At 67.4% G+C, this 19003-nt stretch carries 19 protein-coding genes and 1 pseudogene; 12 read left to right on the top strand and 8 right to left on the bottom strand.

All coding sequences use genetic code 11. The annotated features are described in order from the left end of the window. The 5 genes from ABGB01_RS14710 to ABGB01_RS14730 all read left to right on the top strand — a co-directional run. Positions 1-494 (top strand): hypothetical protein (locus ABGB01_RS14710; protein ID WP_347773837.1); only part of this gene is annotated, 494 nt, incomplete at its 5' end. 16 nt (positions 495-510) lie between these two features. Further along, positions 511-783: an antibiotic biosynthesis monooxygenase gene (locus tag ABGB01_RS14715; RefSeq protein WP_347773838.1), complete on the top strand. Its 273-nt coding sequence runs from the start codon at positions 511-513 to the stop codon at positions 781-783. 102 nt (positions 784-885) lie between these two features. After that, positions 886-1017 (top strand): hypothetical protein, encoded by a 132-nt coding sequence (locus tag ABGB01_RS14720; RefSeq protein ID WP_347773839.1) that lies wholly within the window; start codon positions 886-888, stop codon positions 1015-1017. A 242-nt stretch (positions 1018-1259) separates the two neighbouring features. Continuing rightward, positions 1260-1550, top strand: a complete 291-nt coding sequence (locus ABGB01_RS14725; protein WP_347773840.1) for a hypothetical protein — start codon at positions 1260-1262, stop codon at positions 1548-1550. Positions 1551-1566: 16 nt separating this feature from the next. Beyond that, positions 1567-2022 (top strand): hypothetical protein, encoded by a 456-nt coding sequence (locus ABGB01_RS14730; RefSeq protein WP_347773841.1) that lies wholly within the window; start codon positions 1567-1569, stop codon positions 2020-2022. Between the two features lie 142 nt (positions 2023-2164). Here ABGB01_RS14730 and ABGB01_RS14735 read toward each other — a convergent pair whose 3' ends face one another. From ABGB01_RS14735 to ABGB01_RS14745, 3 genes are read right to left on the bottom strand one after another with little or no spacing between them, the layout of a single operon-like run. Then, a complete protein-coding gene (locus ABGB01_RS14735; protein WP_347773842.1) occupies positions 2165-3679 on the bottom strand; it encodes a hypothetical protein in 1515 nt (504 codons plus the stop codon). A gap of 23 nt (positions 3680-3702) precedes the next feature. Then, positions 3703-4581 (bottom strand): formyltetrahydrofolate deformylase, encoded by an 879-nt coding sequence (gene purU / locus ABGB01_RS14740; protein WP_347773843.1) that lies wholly within the window; start codon positions 4579-4581, stop codon positions 3703-3705. Beyond that, positions 4578-5456: a methylenetetrahydrofolate reductase gene (locus tag ABGB01_RS14745; RefSeq protein WP_347773844.1), complete on the bottom strand. Its 879-nt coding sequence runs from the start codon at positions 5454-5456 to the stop codon at positions 4578-4580. Before ABGB01_RS14745 ends, purU begins: the two co-directional genes overlap by 4 nt. Before the next feature lie 208 nt (positions 5457-5664). Here ABGB01_RS14745 and ABGB01_RS14750 point away from each other — a divergent pair, with 208 nt between their 5' ends. The 6 genes from ABGB01_RS14750 (at position 5665) to ABGB01_RS14775 (ending at position 10354) form a co-directional block, all read left to right on the top strand. After that, the gene (locus ABGB01_RS14750; protein ID WP_347773845.1) at positions 5665-6435 is read left to right on the top strand and encodes an IclR family transcriptional regulator; all 771 of its coding nucleotides are present in this window, start codon (positions 5665-5667) and stop codon (positions 6433-6435) included. Between the two features lie 273 nt (positions 6436-6708). Beyond that, entirely contained in the window at positions 6709-7368 is a 660-nt protein-coding gene (locus tag ABGB01_RS14755; RefSeq protein WP_347773846.1) for a cupin domain-containing protein, read from the top strand. Next, on the top strand, positions 7352-8062 hold the full coding sequence (locus ABGB01_RS14760; protein WP_347773847.1) for an alpha/beta fold hydrolase: 711 nt from the start codon (positions 7352-7354) through the stop codon (positions 8060-8062). Before ABGB01_RS14755 ends, ABGB01_RS14760 begins: the two co-directional genes overlap by 17 nt. Next, positions 8059-8394 (top strand): Rieske 2Fe-2S domain-containing protein, encoded by a 336-nt coding sequence (locus tag ABGB01_RS14765; protein WP_347773848.1) that lies wholly within the window; start codon positions 8059-8061, stop codon positions 8392-8394. The genes ABGB01_RS14760 and ABGB01_RS14765 overlap by 4 nt, the downstream gene beginning before the upstream one ends. A gap of 23 nt (positions 8395-8417) precedes the next feature. Continuing rightward, positions 8418-9473 (top strand): mandelate racemase/muconate lactonizing enzyme family protein, encoded by a 1056-nt coding sequence (locus ABGB01_RS14770; protein WP_347773849.1) that lies wholly within the window; start codon positions 8418-8420, stop codon positions 9471-9473. Continuing rightward, positions 9473-10354: a fumarylacetoacetate hydrolase family protein gene (locus tag ABGB01_RS14775; protein ID WP_347773850.1), complete on the top strand. Its 882-nt coding sequence runs from the start codon at positions 9473-9475 to the stop codon at positions 10352-10354. Before ABGB01_RS14770 ends, ABGB01_RS14775 begins: the two co-directional genes overlap by 1 nt. 318 nt (positions 10355-10672) lie before the next feature. Here ABGB01_RS14775 and ABGB01_RS14780 read toward each other — a convergent pair whose 3' ends face one another. Next, positions 10673-11296: a helix-turn-helix domain-containing protein gene (locus ABGB01_RS14780; protein WP_347773851.1), complete on the bottom strand. Its 624-nt coding sequence runs from the start codon at positions 11294-11296 to the stop codon at positions 10673-10675. Between the two features lie 21 nt (positions 11297-11317). On the opposite strand from ABGB01_RS14780, the gene ABGB01_RS14785 reads away from it, so the two are divergent. Beyond that, positions 11318-11812 carry a hypothetical protein gene (locus tag ABGB01_RS14785; protein WP_347773852.1) on the top strand — a complete coding sequence of 165 codons (495 nt, stop codon included), beginning with the start codon at positions 11318-11320 and terminating at the stop codon, positions 11810-11812. Between the two features lie 191 nt (positions 11813-12003). On the opposite strand, the pseudogene ABGB01_RS14790 reads toward ABGB01_RS14785, so the two are convergent. From ABGB01_RS14790 to ABGB01_RS14805, 4 genes and pseudogenes are all read right to left on the bottom strand, one after another. Next, a pseudogene (locus ABGB01_RS14790) lies at positions 12004-12228 on the bottom strand (helix-turn-helix domain-containing protein); the annotation flags it as partial. A gap of 1 nt (position 12229) precedes the next feature. Beyond that, a complete protein-coding gene (locus ABGB01_RS14795) occupies positions 12230-14623 on the bottom strand; it encodes a PEP/pyruvate-binding domain-containing protein (RefSeq protein ID WP_347773853.1) in 2394 nt (797 codons plus the stop codon). Next, the gene (locus ABGB01_RS14800) at positions 14620-14814 is read right to left on the bottom strand and encodes a hypothetical protein (protein WP_347773854.1); all 195 of its coding nucleotides are present in this window, start codon (positions 14812-14814) and stop codon (positions 14620-14622) included. The genes ABGB01_RS14795 and ABGB01_RS14800 overlap by 4 nt, the downstream gene beginning before the upstream one ends. A 971-nt stretch (positions 14815-15785) precedes the next feature. Continuing rightward, on the bottom strand, positions 15786-18860 hold the full coding sequence (locus ABGB01_RS14805; protein WP_347773855.1) for a BTAD domain-containing putative transcriptional regulator: 3075 nt from the start codon (positions 18858-18860) through the stop codon (positions 15786-15788). Positions 18861-19003: the final 143 nt, after the last annotated feature.

Below are 19003 nucleotides of genomic sequence, written 5' to 3' on the forward strand. Positions count from 1 at the left end.
AGCCTGCGGACCTTGACCGGATGCGTCACCGGGCCTCCCGACTTCCGATCGAACGTGATCAGCACCATCCAACCGGCCGGACCGCCTTACGCGCCAACCCGGTGATCGTTTCCGGTCAAAGCACTAGCAGGTGGGCGCCAGTGAGGGTGGCGCGTAGCTCCGCTTGGTCCGCTTTGATGGCGCGGGCCAAGGGCAACATCACGGCGTCGGTCATGAACGCCCTGACCATGGCAGATGCGCTGGGCGTCACTGCTGCGGCCCTGAGCACGGCGAGCATCCGGGGGGCCTGTGCGCGAGTCTTCCCACAGCTCGAGATAGCGGGTGGTCAGTCGGATGCCGAGATCGGACGGGTCACCCTCGCCGGCCACCTCCACCAGGTCACGGGTGGGCGAATCAGTGCGCAGGGCGGCGTCGAAGAGGCCGTCCTTGCTGCCCAACTCATCGCTGTTGAGTTATCGGTTGGCTGCCTCTACGTTGAAACTCAACAGCGATGAGATATGGAGTAAGATCATGGAATACCTGCTTGTCCGGCAGCGGTTCACCGACTACGACCTGTGGCGCCAGGCGTTCGACGGACTGGCGGAGACGAGGGCGGCCGCCGGCATCCACACGGTCCTGGTGACCGTCAACGCCGAGGAGCCCGACGAGGCCGTGGTGCTGTTCGAGTGCGCTGACGCCCAGGCGATGCGGCAACATTTCGCATCTGCGGCGCTCAAAGACGCGCATCAACGGGCGGGTGTGGTGCCCGGGAGCAACCAGGCCATCGTGCTGCTCCCTCGGTGAGACTCGGGGCCGGGTTCGGGCCTGCGGCGCAGAGCAGTGCTCCTTGCGTCGCGAACCTAGAATCGAGCCGTAGGAGCGGGTACTGCCGCTCCTGGTCAGTCAGTGAAGGACACCAGGCTCGCCTTCGGCGATCTCTTCCGGACTCTCATGGCCGCCAGCCACTGCGCGGCGGCCGACACGGACCTGCCGTACATCCACGCCGAGGGCGCCAGTCCTTCAAGAGCGGCGGTCTGATGGACGCCTGTTCGCCTGGAAAGGTGAGCTGTCCATCATCGGGGAGAGCCGCCGCCAGGTCAGGGCCGGCAACGCCGGCGGTGGCACAGCCTCGACTGGATCCCCGCAGTTCACCACACGATGACCATGAACCGTTCCGGACTGGTGACGGTGCACCATGGCTGCCCATCGAACCGAATCCGTCGACCACTTACCTGCTGAGGAGATGCCGTGATCGTCATTGACCAGATGGAGACGCTGCTGTGACCATGCACATCCCAGAACGCGAGTTCGCCGAGCGCCCTTCCGACTACAACGGACCCAACCTCTCGCCGGTCGGCCTAAAGCTACTCCCGCAGAAGCTGGCCGACGGCGTCCACGCATTGATGGCCGCCCCCGCCCCGAAAGACAACAACGGGCTCATTGTCGGCCGCGACGCGGCCCTGGTCGTAGATGCCGGGATCACCCCGCAGATCTCCGCACGCATCCAGGCGCTAGCCGCCGAGCTGACCGACCGCCCCGCGCTACCTGGTCAACACGACTTACCACGGTGACCACACCTTCGGGAACATGGCCTTCCCCGCCGAGACGGTCATCGTCTCCTCCAGGCTCAACAGAGAGAACATGGCCGACCTGCGCTACGAGAAGCAGATCAGGTCGGGCAATATGTACGGCGATGAGGCCATGTGCAACGCCGTGACCAGGTGGCGGCTTCCCGACGTGGTGTTCGACTCCTTCGCCGAGATCGACCTGGGTCATCGGCCGGTGCAACTGTGGCACTTCGGCCCCGGCGACACCGTGGTCTACGCGCCAGACGCGCGGGTGGCCTGGACGGGCAACCTGCTGTGCCACGCGGGCGTCGCTCCACATGCTGCTCCAGGGCGGGCCCGAGCCGTACATCGCCACCTTACGCCGGATGAAGCAGGCGTTGCCCGAGCTGCAAACGATCGTGCCGGGTCACGGCCCCTCCGGCGACGGCAGCGCGGCCATCGATGCTCTGGTTTCCTATCTGGAGCGGCTGCATGAGGAGGTTCTTGCCGCAGTGAGGACGGGCCATACCTTGGAACGGACGATGGCAGCGTGTACCGACCCGTGGGCCGAGCGGCCACCCTCGGCTCCTCACAAGCCCAGCAGGCGATGCTCGGCCTGTGCCGGAACCTGCACAGACTCAACATCCTGACCACCTACCGCCTCTACACGAACCTGTAGCCGATCCATGCGCGGTTGGATCAGCGTCCTCGGCGATGTCGCTGAGGCGAGCGCCGGGCACGGTGCCGGTGGCGCGCCTTCGCTCCCGGACGTGTCTGGCGTAGGGCACCGGCGTGACGGTGGCGCGGATCTTCACCTGTTCGTGCCGCTCCACGTGTGGCTTTCTGGATCCGCCGTTCGGCTCGCCCCAGGTGAGCACGACCTCCATGCCCGGGATCGCGTACTCCTCGTCGAGCATGGCCAGGGAAAGGACCACGCCTTCGTTGATGTTGAATCCGCAGTGGCTGGACAACCCCACTGGCCGGCCGTCCCTGGCGCAGACCTCGTCGAACTGGGGGAATCCGTAGAACGACACCGGGAATTCCAGCGACTTGTATCGGGGGCCCGTCCCGAATTGCGACGCCAGCACCCGCAGCACGTCACCAGCGTCCCAGACCAGGGTCATTCTCCTGCGCTGCGGCCGGTTCCCCAGGGCTTCGAGCGCCTCGCGCCCGATGAAATCGTGGTCGAACTTGATAAGGCGGTCGTATCCCAGGTTCCAGGGATTGACGTAGTAGTCCTCGATGTCCGAGGAACGGAAACTGCCGCCGAGTTGCGCGTTCGCCTCCCAGCCGGTCGCGGGCAGCCATTCCCGGAATCCCCGCTGCTCCTCACCGGTGTAGATCCCGGAGAGGGGATAGGCCATCCAGCCGCTCTCGAAGATGGTGCTGAAATAGGACTGAGTCCCGCCTCGGACGATCCCATGCCTTTTCCCCGCCGCCAGAATGGCCGCCCTTACGGTGTCGAGCTCCTCATACGGTCCCGACAGCTCCACCCCCTGATGTCCTGCCATCCCGTGACGCAGCGCCAGCACCTCGCAACCGCCGATTCTCACTCGCGCCGTGCGGAAGAACGGCAGCTCGGGCGCCGTCCCCCCGTCCACGACGTCGTTGAAGGTCTTTCCCGCGTTCGGCCCGTCGAGCTGGAACCGGTAGAGAATCCGCCGTCCCGCCGCGTTGTACGGCGTCGGGGCGTCCCGTTCGATGGTGACGTCGTAACCTCCCGCCTCGGCCTGATAGTGCACCCAGTTCAGCACGCTCATCCCGCTCACCAGCTCGAAGCTGTTCTCGCCGAGGCAGTAGGCGACGCAGTCGCCGATGACGTGCCCGCGCGGGGTGCACGCGACCAGTTGCTTGGCCCTGTCGGGGGTGAAATCGGCGAAACCGTTGATGCCGACGCGGGTCAGCAGGCGCAGGGCGTCCGGCCCTTTCAGGAAGAGCTCCGGCATGTGGTGGGACTGGTCGAAGAGGATGACGCTCTCCCGCCAGGCCCGCTGCTCGTCCCGCCAGTTGGAGAACTCCGGAGGGACGAACGCCGCGTTGAGGCTGGTCCGCGCGCGGAAGTGCGGGGCGATCGTGTCGTTGTAGAAATAGTCGACGAGATCCGGGGTCTCGTCGATGAGGTTCTGGAGTGACCTGTCTTTTCCGATTGCCATGTCGGCCTCCTTCTCCCGGGCCGTCAGAAGACGATCGTCCGGTTGTCATGACGGATCACGCGGTCCTGGCAGTGCCAGAGCACGGCGCGGGAAAGTACCTGCCGCTCGATGTCGGCGCCGCGCCTGGTGAGTTCGGCGACCGAGTCCCGGTGCGACACGCGGATCACGTCCTGCTCGATGATCGGCCCCTCATCGAGGTCCTCGGTCACGTAATGAGCCGTCGCACCCACGAGTTTCACGCCGCGGTCTTTTGCCTTCTGATACGGGCCGGCGCCGATGAGCGCCGGCAGAAAGGAGTGATGAATATTGATGATCGGGACTCCCACCTGGTCGATGAAGACGCCGGAGAGAATCTGCATGTATCGGGCCAGCACGACCAGGTCGACATTGCCGGCGACGAGTTTGACGATCTCGGACTCGGCAACCGACCGGTCCCTTCCTCCCAAGGGCACGTGAAAGAACGGAATGCCGAAGAAGCGCACGTCGTCGGCGACGTCGGAGTGATTGGAGATCACCATGGGGACGGTCACGGGAAGTTCGCCACGCCGCTGCCGCCACAGCAGGTCGAGCAGGCAGTGGTTCGACCTGGAGGCCAGGACGGCGACGCGCAGCGGCACAGCGAGATCCCGAAGTCGCCAGTGGAGCTTCAGCTCGTCGCCGACGGTGGCCGCGAGGTCCTTCTCCAGCGCCGGGATCGCCGCCGCGAGGTCTCTGACGTGCATGACGATCCGCTGGAAGAAGGCACCGCCCTCCGGGTTGTCGCTGTGCTGGTCCAAGGCGATGATGTTCGCTCCGTGATGGGCCAGCACTCCGGCCACGGCGGCGACGATGCCCGGCTTGTCGTCGCCGTACACGACGAGGCTCGCGTGGTCGTGGAGAGGGGACAGCCGACCGGCGCTCACGACGCCACCGCCGACTCGTTGTCCCGCACCCACTGCGCCGTCGCCCGCAGTCCGCCGAACGTGTAGAAGTGCAGCAGCACCTCTCCATGGCCCACCGGGTCGAGCCGTTCGCCGAGGGACAGGATGAAACGGTCCGGACCGGCGGTGCCCAGCAGGTTCGTCAGCGAGAATCCATATTTCTGGGCGATTCCGGCCGACGACTTCACTCCGAAGCGGCGCGCGTACCGAAGCAGCCGCTTGACGCCCGCGGGGCCGGGCACGCCGACCCTGACGGGTGAGCCGATGCCGTGGTCGCGCGCCTCGCCCACCCAGTCCACCACCAGGCCCGAGTCGAAGCCGAACTGGGTGATCACGGTCATGCCGATCTCCTGCTGCCTGAGCGCGCGGTGTTTCTCCTCCAGCAGACGCCACAGCAGGTGAGGCGCTATGTGGGGATGACCCTCCGGGTAGCCTGCGACGCTTACCTGCCTGACGCCGTATTCCGGGAGCAGCCCGCTGCGGATGACCGCCAGCGAGTCCTCGTACGGGCCCGCCGGCTCGCCCAGGTCGCCGCCGACGACGCAGACCTCCTCGGTCGCGCCGGCCTCGCCCAGCGCGGCAAGGAACTCCTCCAGTTCCTGCTTGGACCGCAGGCGACGCGCCGAGAGGTGGGGCACAGGCGTGAGGCCGCGCTCGCGTACCACCCGTGCCGCGTTCACCCGCGTCGTGAAATCTTCGTTGCCGAGGTACGTCACGTTGACGCGGGTCCCGGGGGGCAGAAGGTCGGCCGCCTCTTCCAGGGCTTGCACGTCCTTGCCCGTCATCTCCAGCGAGAAGCCTCGCAACAGGCCCGTACGCTGCCCACTCGTCTCTGATTTGATACGGCCGAGCCCCATCATGTCCACCTTCCTGGTCGCGGATCGACGAGGCGGAATCGGGCACGACGGTAGGACGGCGGCGGCCGTCCAACGGGTAATTCTGTATCGCGGAATCGGCCACCGGTCCCGCTGTTGACCGGCCACCGCTCACCGATGTACGTTCACCGGTGCATCCGGCCAGGGGCTCGGCGAAGCTCTGGGGCTCGCTGCCAGGAGGAGGATGTAGGTGGCTTCATCGGGGAAAACCCCTCCCGCCTACCCCACGAACGCGCTCGATCGCGGCCTCCGTCTCATCCAGTTCGTCCGTGACGAGGGCAGAATCCGGGTGATAGACGCCGCCGAAGAGTTGGGCGTGGCGCACTCCAGCGCGCATCGGCTGCTCCAGGCCCTGGTCTACCGCGACTTCCTCGCCCAGGACGAGACCCGCGCCTACGTTCCGGGCCCCGCGATGACCGCCGGGGTCGCCGACCTGTCCTGGAGTCGCGGGCTGCGCCAGGCCGCCGCCTCGCACATGGCCCGTCTGGGTGAGCTCGTCGGGAACTCGACGAACCTGGCGATCCGCGTTCAGCACGACATCCGCGTGCTGGCCAGCGCGATCGTGCCTGGCAGCACGTATGACTGGCAGGGCTCGGTGCTGCCCGCACACAGGACGGCCGGTGGCAAGGCGATGCTCTCGACGTTGCCCAACCCGGTCCTGGAGAACCTGTATCTCACCGAGGGCAAGACCACCACGATCTCGGCGGCCGAGTTCGACCGGCTCATGGACAACATCACATGGGTCCGGCGTACCGGGTGGTCGGTCTCCAAGGGCGAGTGCGAAAGGACGATCACCGCGGTCGGCATACCCATCAGGCGCCGGTCAGGTGAGCCGCTCGGCGCGATGACCATCACCACGCACGGCTCCGCAAGCCTGGTCGGACCTGGCCTCGAACGTACTATCCGGCACCTGCGGCGCACCCGCGCCCGCATCGAGGCGGAGATCAACGCCTCGATCTGACCGCCTGCACGTCGTCGAAAATGCGGGTGGGCATTGCTTTTAAAAAAAGGTGTATATACACTCTTCGGCGGAAGCACGGCAAGATCAGCACGCTGTTCCGCCAGCGCAAACCGCGACGTTCCCGGCCTTGGTGGCGTTCCTGCCGGACCTCCGCGAGTTGGCCGGCAACGAGCTGCCCATCATGCCCCTTGACCCTCCCACCTCACTCATGCTTATTTAAGTAAGCATGTACCTAAATTTGTAGGTACATATCGACCCTATGTCAGGTGAATCATGACGACAGACGACCACAAGGCGATCACTATCGAGGAGTACGAGCGACTCCTCCCGACCATGCGCTCGGTGCGCGAGTCCAACGACGTGGCCACGGTGCTCACGTCGGACGAATACTTCAGCGTTGTCAACAAACCGGACACCCGGCCCGCGTTCTGGAAGTTCTCCGACGTGCGGGCCACGCTCGACCGGCTCGCCGAGGAGCCGCTCAGGGAAGCCGAGCGCCGTTTCTGTACCACCGTCAACGCCGACACAGGCGAGTTGGTCGGCGCGACGCCGTTCATCTTCATCGGCTGGCAGCTCATCCACCCCGGCGAAGAGGTCCCCCCGCACCGGCACAACTCGGTCGCGATCTACCACATGCTGGCGGGCAGCGGATACACCGCCGTCCAGGAGGCAGGGGGTGAATGGACGAAGTTCCACTGGGAACAGGGCGACACGCTCGCCTGCCCGGCCTGGGCCTATCACGCGCACTACGCCGAAGGCGATCAGGACACCCTCATGTACGTGGTCCAGGACATGCCGATGCTGGCCGCGAGCCGCACCCTGTTCTGGGAGGAACCGCTGGGCCAGGAGCACATCAGGCAGATGGTCACAGGGACCAGCCCCTCGTGGAGCATCACCCGGGACAAGGACGGCGCCGATGCCCACGGCGACTGAGACCACCTTCGGCGACCGGGGCGCGGGCGGGTACGTGCTGGGCGCCGCGGGGCCCACCGTGATCCTCACCACCGCGATCGCGGGAGTGAACGACTATGTGATCCGGCAGGCGGCGCGCCTCACCGGCAAGGGTTACACCTGCGTGGTCCTCGACTACTACGCCCGGCAGGGCGGCCAGGCGCCGGACCTGAGCAGCCCCGAGAAGATCATGAAGGCGGTGGCCGAACTTTCCGACCCGCAGGTGCTGGACGACCTGGAGGCAGCGCTGGACTGGGCGAAGGACCGCTCCGGCGGCGGGCCGGTCGGGGCCCTGGGCTTCTGCATCGGAGGTGCCTACGCGCTGCTGGCGGCGGCACAGCTCCCCGGCCTGAGCTGCGCCATCACCTTCTACGGCACGCTCAGATACCCCACGCCGCACCCCGGAAAGCCGCTCTCGCCGCTCGACGCCGCGGACAAGGCCACCTGCCCGGTGCTCGGCCACTTCGGCGAGGCCGATCACCTGATCCCGCTCGACGACGCGCGGGAACTCGCCGAACGCCTGAAGGGCAAACCGGCCGAGATCTACACCTATCCCGGCGCCGGCCATGCCTTCCACGAGGACTTCCGGCCCGAGATCTACCGGCCGGTCGCGGCGACCACCGCATGGGCGCGTACCCAGGAGTACCTGTCCTGCTATCTCCGCCCGGACGGGTGACCTTGCCCGACTGGGTGCGCCTGGCCCCGGCCACGGCATTGCCGCGTGGCGCGGCAGTATGTGCCGACATCGACGGTGAACGGGTGGCCGTGTTCCACACCGAGCACGGCTACCGCGCCCTCGCCCAGTCCTGCCCGCACATGGGCGGCCCGCTCAGTGAAGGCGAGGTCACGGGCGGCGCCGTCATCTGCCCCCTGCACAGGTGGCGCTACGACCTCTCCACCGGCACCCGTCTGGACCGTCCTGGCCAGCCGGTCGAGACCTACTGCATCGAGGTCAGGCACGGGTGGTTGTATCTCGCCCTGTCCGACGAAGAGGAGCGGAATCATTGAAGATCGACAGAATTGACACAAGGATGGCCGTCGTACCTCTCGGCGCGGCCAGGGGCGGATCGGGAGCGACCAGCGTCCAGGTGCTCCACGTGATCATCTACGACACCGACGGGGCGAGCGGCACCGGCTTCACGTACGCGCTCACCGGCGGCATCGAAGGCAGCCTCGCGATCGCCGACAAGCTGTACGGGCCGGCGATCACCGGCATGAATCCCCTGGACTGGGACCGGGTCTGGCACGAGTTATGCGCCGCCACGCATCGATTGGGCCGGGGCGTCGCTCTGCCCGCCCTGTCCGCACTGGACATCGCCATGTGGGACCTACGTGCCCGGCGAGCGGGGCTGCCGTTGTACCGGCTGCTGGGCGCGTACCGGGAAAGCGTCCCCATCTACGGCAGCGGCCGCGCGACGCACCAGATGAGCGAGGACGAACTCGTCACGGGGGCGCTCACCTATCTCGGCGAGGGCTATGGCGCGATCAAGTTGCGCGCCGGCGTCCATGGCATTGAGCAGGACATCCAGCGCATCGCGGCGGTCCGCGAGGCGGTCGGGCCGGACATCCGCATCATGGTCGACTGCAACGAGAGGCTCGATCTCGCCGAGGCTCAGCGATTCGCCCACCGTCTCAACGAACTCGACGTCGCCTGGATGGAGGAACCGCTGCCCGCGGGCGACGTCAGAGGCCACGCTCTGCTGGCCGCACGGAGCCCGGTCCCGATCGCGGTGGGCGAGCACCTGCAAGGACGTTTCGAGGTCAAGCAGTACCTCGACCAAGGGGCGTGCGCCATCCTCATGCCCGACGCGCCCCTCGCCGGCGGAGTGAGCGAGTGGCTGCGCATCTCCACCCTGGCTGAGGTCTCCGGCATCGCGATCAGCCCCCACTTCCTGCCCGAACTGCACGTCCATCTCGCCGCCGCGGCGAAGCCGGCGACCTACGTCGAGCACTTCCCGCTCATCGACGATCTGCTGCTGGAAACGGTCACCGTACGCGGCGGCATGGCCGTCCCGCCTGACCTTCCCGGTCACGGCATGCGCTGGAACCCCGACGCCCTAGACCGTTTCACCGCGGCGAGGTCCTGATGCGACTGGCTGTCTTCGACGACTGGCGTCTCGGCGTCGTCTCGCCCGACGGCATGACGATCAGCGACGTCACCGGAGCACTGCCGGGAGGGCATGACCCTGACCCTCACGGCGCCGGGTGGTGGGTACGCCTGTGCGCACGGTTCCCAGCACTACGACCGCGTCTGGCAGAGGCCGCCCGCGACGCTCTCCCATGTCGCCTCTCTGATGTCCGCCTGCGCGCGCCGGTGCTGAACCCGGGCAAAGTCATCGCCTGCGCGTCCAACTACGCGGCCCATGTCAGCGAGATGCGTGACGTCGTACTGCCCCGGAATGGGACCGCGCCGGCCGGTTGGCTGCTCGACTTCGACGTCTTTCTCAAGGCGCCCAGTTCGATCAGCGGGCCCGGCGATCCGGTGCTGCTTCCCGGGGCCGCGCTCAGCGCCGGTCGTGAGGTTCACCACGAGAGCGAGCTGACCGTCGTCATCGGCCAGGGCGGCAAGGACATCGACGAGTCCTCGGCCCTGTCGCACGTACTGGGCTACCTCATCGGGCTCGACATCACTGAGCGCGGCGACGGCGACCGCTCCCGCCGCAAGAGCCACGACACCTTCACGCCGCTGGGCCCCTGGCTGACCACCGCGGAGGAAGCGGGCGACCCGCAGTCCCTGAACATCGAGCTACGCGTCCGGGACACGATCCGCCAGCAGGTTTCCACCGCGGACATGCTCACCCCGGTAGCGCGAATCATCTCCTACGCCTCTCGGCTCATGCGCCTGGAGCCCGGAGATGTGATCATGACGGGCGCGCCCCCCGGGGTCGGCCCGATCGTTCCCGGTGACATCATGTACGCGGCAATCAGCGGGCTGGGACACATGACCGTTCCCGTACGGGCAGCATGACCGTGCAGGGTGGCCGGTGCGCAGGCGCTGGTCCGTCACGACCCCGCGTCATGTAGTCCGCCAAAGGACTGTCAACGATCTCGGTCGCCGCGTGGTGAGCAGCGAGCGCGAAGGCGCGGCGCTCGAACAGGTCGTCCAGCGCGGCGGAATACTCGACGGATGATCTCGGGCATGAGATGGTTCCGTCCGAGTTTGTACGAGTGATTCGTCGTCGAGACAGCGCCGGAAAGCCTATGGCAGCCGCGGGCGTGACCTAATCAGTGGTGATCCTCACCGGTAGCAAGTCCGTTGACCGCACACTCGTCACCCGAAGGTCCTTTACCGCCGGCTATCTGCCGGTGCACGAGTCAAGGAAATTGGCGTGCGCCCCAGCAGGGTGCGAGCCGTCCTGGTCAGGTGGGCTTGGTCGGCGAAGCCCGCATCGGCCGCGGCCGCGGCCACTGAGCGGTTGGGCAGGCCGGCGATCGCCTCGCGCAACCGCCCCCATTGCCGCAGCCGGGCAAGTGGCACCCCCAGCGAAGCACGGACCAGGGTACGTAGCCGCGGGGCTGATAGGCCCACCTCTGCGGCGATGGTGTGGATAAGGGCGTCGCGCCTGGGAAGCATGCTCTGCCGTACGGCATGCGTCACTCGCGCGTCGAGTGAGGGGGCGGCTCCCGTGAGGGTGAGAAGCTCGTCGTACGCCGCGGCCAGGTCGGGAGTGGCGCGTGGACCGTTGATCACGTCCGAGCCCAGCGCCGCGTGAAGCCTGCTCACCGCCGGTCTGTCCAGCGGGACCACCCCTGGGCCTGGGCGGATCAGAGTGGGGTCGATGAACAGCGCCACGTAGGCGGATGTCGCCGCGCAGGCGTGCGTGAGCTCAGGAGGCACGATCAGGCCGACTGCCGTGGTGGCAGCTTGGGGAGTCTGCCCGATCCAGGCGATGCCTCCTAAGGGCAGCACCACCTTCCAGACCGGGTGACGATGGCGGCCGACGCGGAAAGCCGCCGACTCGCCGAACAGTGCGACCTCGGCGCCGATGGCGAGAAGCGGTCGGCGATCGTTTCGTTCAAGCGTCCAGGCAGGAGGGAGAGGGAGCATCGCGTCATGGATGCTATCGCGGCCGTCATCCTGGCGGTTTTCCTGTGTACGACAGGGGTCTCGCACTTCGTGTTCCCTGCCTATTTTCGATCCCTGGTACCGACGTGGATCGGTCCTGCACGCCTGCTCGTGGCCATGACGGGGGTGGCTGAGATCGCCGTGGGCGCGCTGATCTCGGTCCCCTCCGCCCGTACGGTGGGCGCGTGGATGGCTGCCATCCTCATCAGCGTCTACATGGCCTCCCACCTCGACGCCGTACGGCACGCCAGGCCCGACCATCCCAGCGTGCTGATACGCCCGTTGGGTGTCGCGGCCCGACTGCTGATCAATCTCGGCTACATCGGCTGGGCTCTTTGGGTCGCACTGGCTGCGACCTGACCCGAGCGGTGACTGAAATGTGATCATTTCGGGTAGGCGTGGTGAACCGCCCGAATGCGGATGTCCACTGCCAGGACGCTAGCCGCCCCGAGCACAACCACCATCCACGAGCACCGTCACCACGGGCCTCGTAGTCGCCCCGCTCCCACGGCTCCAGTGACGACCGCTTGCCGCATTGCGGCATTCGCAGTGGGCAACGACCGGTAGGCCGCCTCCATCACCAGCTCGATCCGGGTGGGCCGGCGCCGGTAGAGCGAGGCCTTGCTGGCCTTGGCCCGCTCGGCGACCCGCTCCATGGTCAGCCCGGCGTAGCCGACCTCGGCCAGCTCGTCGAGCGTGGCCTGGTGGATGGCGGCGCTGAGGGCCTCGCCCCGGCGTCGCGGCTGCTTGCGGTGGTCGGTGACCATGACGGTCATCTTAGGGAGCGCCGGTGACTGTGCCGGTGACTGTGCCGGTGACTGTGCCGGCGTCGCCGTTGACCGTGACCATCTGACCGTCCTTCATCACCGTGGTCGCACGCCCGGTGCCCATGACGGCGGGGATGCCATATTCCCTGGCCACGATCGCCGCGTGCGAGGCCGTGCCGCCGGTGTCCACGACCACGGCCGCCGCCTGCTGGAACAGCGGCGTCCACGCCGGGTTCGTGTACGGGCAGACGAGCACGTCGCCCGCCTCCAGCCGGTCGAACTCGGCGGGCTCCCTGATCACCTTCACCGGCCCGCTCGCCACTCCCCCTCCGGCGGCCGCTCCCGTGACCAGCGCGTCACCGGTCTCGGCCGGCGGGAAGACCGCGGCGGGGTCGATGAGCCGTACGCCGGACAGCTCCTCCCGCTTGGCCGCCCGCGCCCCGACGAGCTCCCGCAGCGGCCCGCTCTCCACGGTGGCCGGGTCCGCGATCCGCTCCAGCTCCTCCAGCCGCAGGTGGAAGATGTCGTCGTCCCTGTCGAGCACGCCTGATTCGCGCAGGCGGCGGCCCAGCTCCAGCAGCGACCTGCGCACGATCGGCTGCGGCATCATGAAGTAGAAGTGGCTGTCCTCGCGGAAGGCCACGCCCGCGCGGGCGGCCCGCACCAAGCGCTCGATCCGGGCGCGGAGGCGCGGGTTCGAGCGGGCGAGCAGGCGTTGCAGGGCGTCGTCGGGCTCCTTCCGCTCGGGCGGGCCCGCGGCCAGCGCCCTGACCAGGCCGAGGACGATCTCGGGAGCGTCCGCCCAGGTGGGCGGGGTGACGAGGATGGGGCTCACGGTCTCGCGGTGACCGTATTCCTTCAGGAACGCGGCCAGCTCCGCCGCGAACTCCCTGGGCATCGGGTCGGCCTCCAGCGCCCCCGTGCGCCGCGCCACCTCGGCCAGGTGCTCCAGCGCGCGGTTGGTGTCGGAGGTACGCGTGCGGGCCCCGTGCAGCAGGTCGCCGAACAACGCGCGCCGCCCGAGCAGCCGGAGCGCCACCAGCAGCCGCAGCACTGCCAGCCCCGTGCCCGGCAGGTAGTCCACCCGCAGGTCGGCCACGGGTTCCACCAGGGCGAGCGCCTGCCTGGGGACACGCAGCAGCTCGGCCCACGGCATCGCCCTCAGGTCGCGGGCGCCCAGTTCCTCGACCGCCGCCAGGTAGTCGAGGAAACGCCGGTCCCGCGTCCAATGGGCGGGGTCGTACCTTCTGGCCTTGGCCATCAGCCGGAACGGCGTCGCGAGCACCTGCGCGGTCGGGCGTGGGGGCTTGGGCAGGAGTCGGTAGACGACGCCGTCCTCCTCCTGGAGGAACCCGTCGAACACACCACGCAACCCGAAGCCGACCCCGACTTTGCTCATGAGCCCCGCCGGGCCGTACGGGAGCCAGGTGGACATGTCGATCGGGTAGGGCCGCTCGGGAAGGTACTCCACCAGAATCGTGGCCATGCGGCGTTGCAGCACATTCAGCTTGCCCACCGGGGGCGGCGGGAGGGCGGTCATCGGGCGGGCCTGCAGCAGATGGATGCGGCCTTCCGCGTACGCCCACTCGATGTCCTGCGGCCGCCCGAAGTGCCGCGCCACCTCCCGCCCCAGCCTGGTCAGCTCGGCCAGAGCGGCGTCCAGCAGCCGCTCGCCCCCGGCGCCGCTCCCCGGCGTGCCGGCGTCCGCCGCCGCGGTTTCATGGACGACTCCGCCCCCGGCCGCGCCACGGATGACGACCTCGCGGCGGCCGGGGGTGAAGTCGGTCTTCCCTGACGGAAGCACCACATAGTGATCCGGCGTCACCAGCTCGGAGACCACCGCCTCCCCCAGACCGCTGCTGGCATCGATCACGAGCCGCTCCCGGTCACCGCTGACCGGATCGGCGGTGAACATCACGCCCGCCGTCTCCGCCTCGACCATGCTCTGCACGACCACCGCGATCCGCACGCCGGCGTCGTCGATACCCAGCTTGGCGCGGTAGGCGACCGCGCGCTCGGCCCAGAGCGAGCCCCAGCAGCGGCGTACGGCGTCGAGCAGCGCGTCCTCGCCGACGACGTTGAGGTAGGTGTCCTGCTGCCCGGCGAACGCGGCTCCCGGCAGGTCCTCGGCGGTCGCGCTCGACCGCACGGCCACGGGCCCGCCGCCGAGCGCTCCGTAGGCGTCGGCGATGGCCTGTCGCAGGCCGGCGGGCAATTCGACCTGCTCGAAGTACTCCCGCGTAGCCCTGCCCTGGGCGACCGTCTCGTACGCGTGCGTGGTGACGACGAAGCCGTCGGGGACGGGAAAGCCGTTCTGGACGAGCTCCCCCAGGTTGGCGCCCTTGCCCCCGGCCGTGGGCAGGTCGCCGCGATCGAAGGCGTTCAGGGGTGCGACGAGTTTCACGATCTCTCCTCGGCATAGGCGGTGGTACGCAGGGGGCGCGCCGGCAGCACCAGCGCGACCCCGGCGGGCGACGCCCCGGTCGGCGCGATCAGCCCCAGCCCCGCCGCCAGGGCGGTGCCCACGACGGGATAGGGCTTGTGGACCCCGGTCCAGGTGACGAGCCTGCCGGACACGACGGTGGTGCTCAGCACACCCCCCATGAGCGCGGTGACCAGCAATCCGGCCTGCGTGGCGCCACGATCGTCTGGTTCAGGGCACCCAGCAACATCGCCAGCATCACACCCGCCAACACGAGACCCATGGCACCGCCCCTTAGAGAACGAACCGTTCTCTAAAGAGCATAGGATTCAACTCATAGAAACGCAACGTTCACTAATCCCAGGCATACGACGGGGGTCACGGCCCGGCCGTACCCCCTGTCGCGGTCCGCCTGGCCTGTGGGAAGCGCGATTGACCGCGGAGATGACGGCTTGAGGGAGGCGGTCGTGGTTCGAGCCCATGGAGGACCATTCCACCCGAAGCTCCGCGAGGTCCTGCAGGCTCGGCCCGGCGCGCTGCTCGGCGTCTCTGCCGCCGAGGCCACGCTCGCCGCCATCCCCGTGAAGACCATCTATGACATCGCGCTGTCCGGGCCATTCCGGGACGCGGCACGAGTAGTGGAGGCGGCGGATCCGGGCTCGGTGTCTGATCAGCATGCAAGACGGTCTCCCCGGGCAGCCCGCCGAGACCTGATCGCCCTCTCGACCCGCTGGCGAACACCATGATCATCGGACAGGAACTCAGCCGTCACATAGCGTTATAGCTATTGATCAACGTGTTGCTACGCCAATTTCGAGGAGTTCCTCCTCGATCCCTAAGAAGCTCTACACCACCGCTCAACCTAGAGTGCCGGTGATGCCTGCTTTCTTGATCAGCCGCCTCCAGCGGGCGGAGCGGTTGAATGCTTGAGCGATGAGCTTCCCAGAAGGAAGCGTCCCGTCCTCTTCACAGTTGGCCTGCACCCACTGCCATGCGCTGCGCCGAAGATCCCGGACACGTCCCCGCACCGATTTGTCGGGCTCATGGTTTGATGACGGCGCCTCGTGCTCAGAGGATGATGCGTGACGGAGTCCAGAGATGTTCTGGCCCGTAGACGCCCGGGCGTCGCGGCAACCAGCCTCGGCTATTCACTCCCCTTGAGTACCAAGACGGCGATCTGGGTTCGACTGGCAACGTCGAGTTTGGTCATGATGTGCTCGATGTGGCCGCCGACAGTGCGTTCGCTGATCACAAGCTGTGCGGCGATCTGCCGGTTGGTCCGGCCATCGGCGATGAGGCGGGCGACCTGTTCTTCTCTCGGGGTCAGCAGGCGCAACACCGGCGCAGCAGCGGCGTCGGTGTCAGGTCGGGTGTCGGCGTCGCCGCGGACCGCTGACGTCTCATTGAGCGCGTAGGCGACGGCGCCCTCGACACTGAGCTTCTGGCCACGTTGGTAAGCCCTCTGGAACGCCTGGTCAGTGATGATCTCCCGGGCCCGGATACGGCACCCGGCCGACCAGTCGCAAAGGGCGTGCCAGGAAAACAGCGGGGCACCGACCGGCTCCCACATCTTGTCACTGGCGCCGAGCAGCGTCGCAGCGCGTTCGGCATCGCCATCCGCGGCTGCGCACCAAGCAGCGAGTTCGAGGCCGAACGGAATCCCGAAGTAATCGTCGAGGTCCCGTTTGTACTGGAGGAACCGGAGCGTGTGGGCACATGTCGCGACGCGGTTACCATCGGCCCACGAGGCGACGGCGAGGTTCCACTCCGACCATCCGGCGGTCCAGCGCTCATCGACCTTGCCGCAGGCCGCAACCGACTGTTCGCAGAGCTCGATCCCGCGTCTTGTGTCGCCGAGCAGGGCCAAAATCATGCCGAGCTCAGACGGTACGTTCATAGAAATGGCGGCCTGCTCATCGGTGTGCTGATAATGGCGTAGAGCCCTCTCCAACTCGGCGGCTGCCTCGGGAAGTTTGCCCTGCATCCACAACGCCATGCCAACCCAATGGATGTTGTGGGCCTCCGACCTCGTGTCACCGACAGCCCTGGCCACCTCCACTCCCTCATGCGCCACGGTGAGCGTCTCGACTGCATCGCCCTGGTCAGCGGCGATCATTCCGCGTACCCACAATGCGAGGGCGCGCTCACGGCTCGGGGCCGCGTCCAGCCTTAGCAGACGCTCAAGCCAGCGGCGCCCCTCACGCAGGTCACGCGTGATCCACCACCACCACAACGCGCCGGCGAGCCGCATCCCGGTACGAGCCTGGCTCGGCGTCGCGCAGTAGTCCAAAGCGAGGCTGATGTTGGCACGCTCGGCGCGAACCCGGTCCAAAAGAGCGCGTTGGTGTGGGCCCCACCACCCGCGTGCACCGGCTTCGGCCAACTGCAGATAGTAGTCGCGGTGCCGGCGCCGTACGGCGTCCGCCTGGCCGGCGAGCCGGTCACGGCCGTATTGGCGGATCGTCTCCAGCATCACGTACCGGGAGTCGACATCAGACTCTTCGCGCGCCACAAGGGATTTGTCGACCAGGCCGGCCAGCCCCAGAAGGATGTCGTCCGAGGTCAAATAGTCATCAACACATACCGCCTCGGCGGCCTCGAGGCTGACACCGCCGGCGAACACCGACAGCCGGGCCCACAACACTCGCTCCCGCTCCGTGCACAGGTCATAGGACCAGTCCACGGCCGCGCGCAGCGCCCGATGCCGAGGTACGCCGTCGCGATGGCGCCGTTCCAACAAGGCGAAACGATCATCGAGCCGGTCGGCCAGCTCCTCCACGGTCAGTGTCCGTAGCCATGGGACAGCAAGCTCGATAGCGAGCGGGAGTCCATCCAGACGCCGGCACAGCCGGCCGACAGCCTCGCTCTGCCCCACGGTGACGCCGACTGCTTCGGCCCGTTCTCGAAACAGAGCAACGGCCTCATATTCCCGGCCGCCCCGATTTGCCGGGATCCCCTCGCCGGGCGTGGTCAGGGGCGGCACCGGCCAGATCCGCTCCCCTAGGATCCCGAGCGGCTCTCGGCTGGTTACCAAGATCCGTAGCTGAAAAGCGGCACCGATCAGCGTGCTCACCAGCGCTGCGCAGTCCTCGACAAGATGCTCACAGTTGTCCAGGATGATAAGCAGCCGGTGATCCGCCAAGTAATCGACCAATGCCGCGACGGGATCACGCGTGGAGATGTCAGGCATCCGTACGGACGCGGCGACGGTCGATGCGAGATGGTGGCCATCCTTCACATCGGCAAGCTCGACCAGCCAGATCCCACCGGGATACTGCCGTTTGAGTCCGCGGGCCACATGGATGGCGAGCCTGGTCTTGCCGACGCCGCCAGGCCCAGTCAAGGTCACCACGCGGGTTTCGCCGAGAAGAGCACGAAGCTTGGCTATCTCGCCAAGACGGCCAACGAAGCTGGTGGTATCGGAGCGAATGGTGGTGATGCGCTGGATTGGGACACCGCGGGTGGGTGGGAGCAGCGCGGCCTCTTGTCTCAGGATGGCTTGCTGCAGGGCGATCAGTTCGGGGCTTGGGTCCAGGCCAAGTTCTTCGGCCAGTTGTTCGCATAGTTCGGAGAAGCTGGCCAGGGCCTCGCTTTGACGGCCGGCCCTGTAGAGAGCGCGTATCTGAATCGAGCGCAGCCCTTCACGAAGAGGATGCTGGGCCACCAGGTCTCCCAGTTCCCCGATGAGCAGAGCGTGCTCGCCGAGTTCGAGGCGGGCTTCGGCGCGGGCTTCCTGGGCGGTTAGGCGTTGTTCTTCAAGGTGCCGGGCGGCAGAGCGAGCGAAGTCGTCGTCGGCGAAATCGGCGTAGGCAGGGCCGTGCCACAGGGCCAACGCTTCGGCGAGGGTGTCGGCTCGAATTTGTGGGTCCCGAATGTGTTGGGCGCGGGTTATCAGGTCGGTGAAGGTGTCGGCATCACTCTGTCCGGCCTGCAAAGTGAGCAGGTAGCCGGGCGGATGGGAGACCACCAGGCGTCCACCACCGGGTTCGGCACGTTCCAAAGTTTGGCGGAGCCGGGATATCTTGAGTTGCAGGGTGCTGGTGGGATTGGCAGGAAGCTCGTCGCCCCACAGGTCGTCGATCAGCCGATCGGCAGAAGCCGGGCGCCCCTGGTGGACGAGCAGGTTGGCCAGCAGCGCGCGCACCTTGGTCTCCGGGATCGGCACCGACTTTCCCTCGGTGGTCCACACCTGCACTCGCCCCAGCACCCCGAAGCGCATCTCCCCAGGCTAACGCCGAAAGAGGAAGATTCGACGTTCGGATTTCGGACCCAGTCGATCAACAATTGGTAGATCTCGGCCAGGCAGAGTTGTCACCGCCGACATCGACTCTTACTCCGGCCGCGCTTAGGGATCGATGAGTC

Origin of the sequence: Nonomuraea sp. B5E05, from assembly GCF_039880665.1 — a bacterium.
GTDB lineage: Bacteria > Actinomycetota > Actinomycetes > Streptosporangiales > Streptosporangiaceae > Nonomuraea.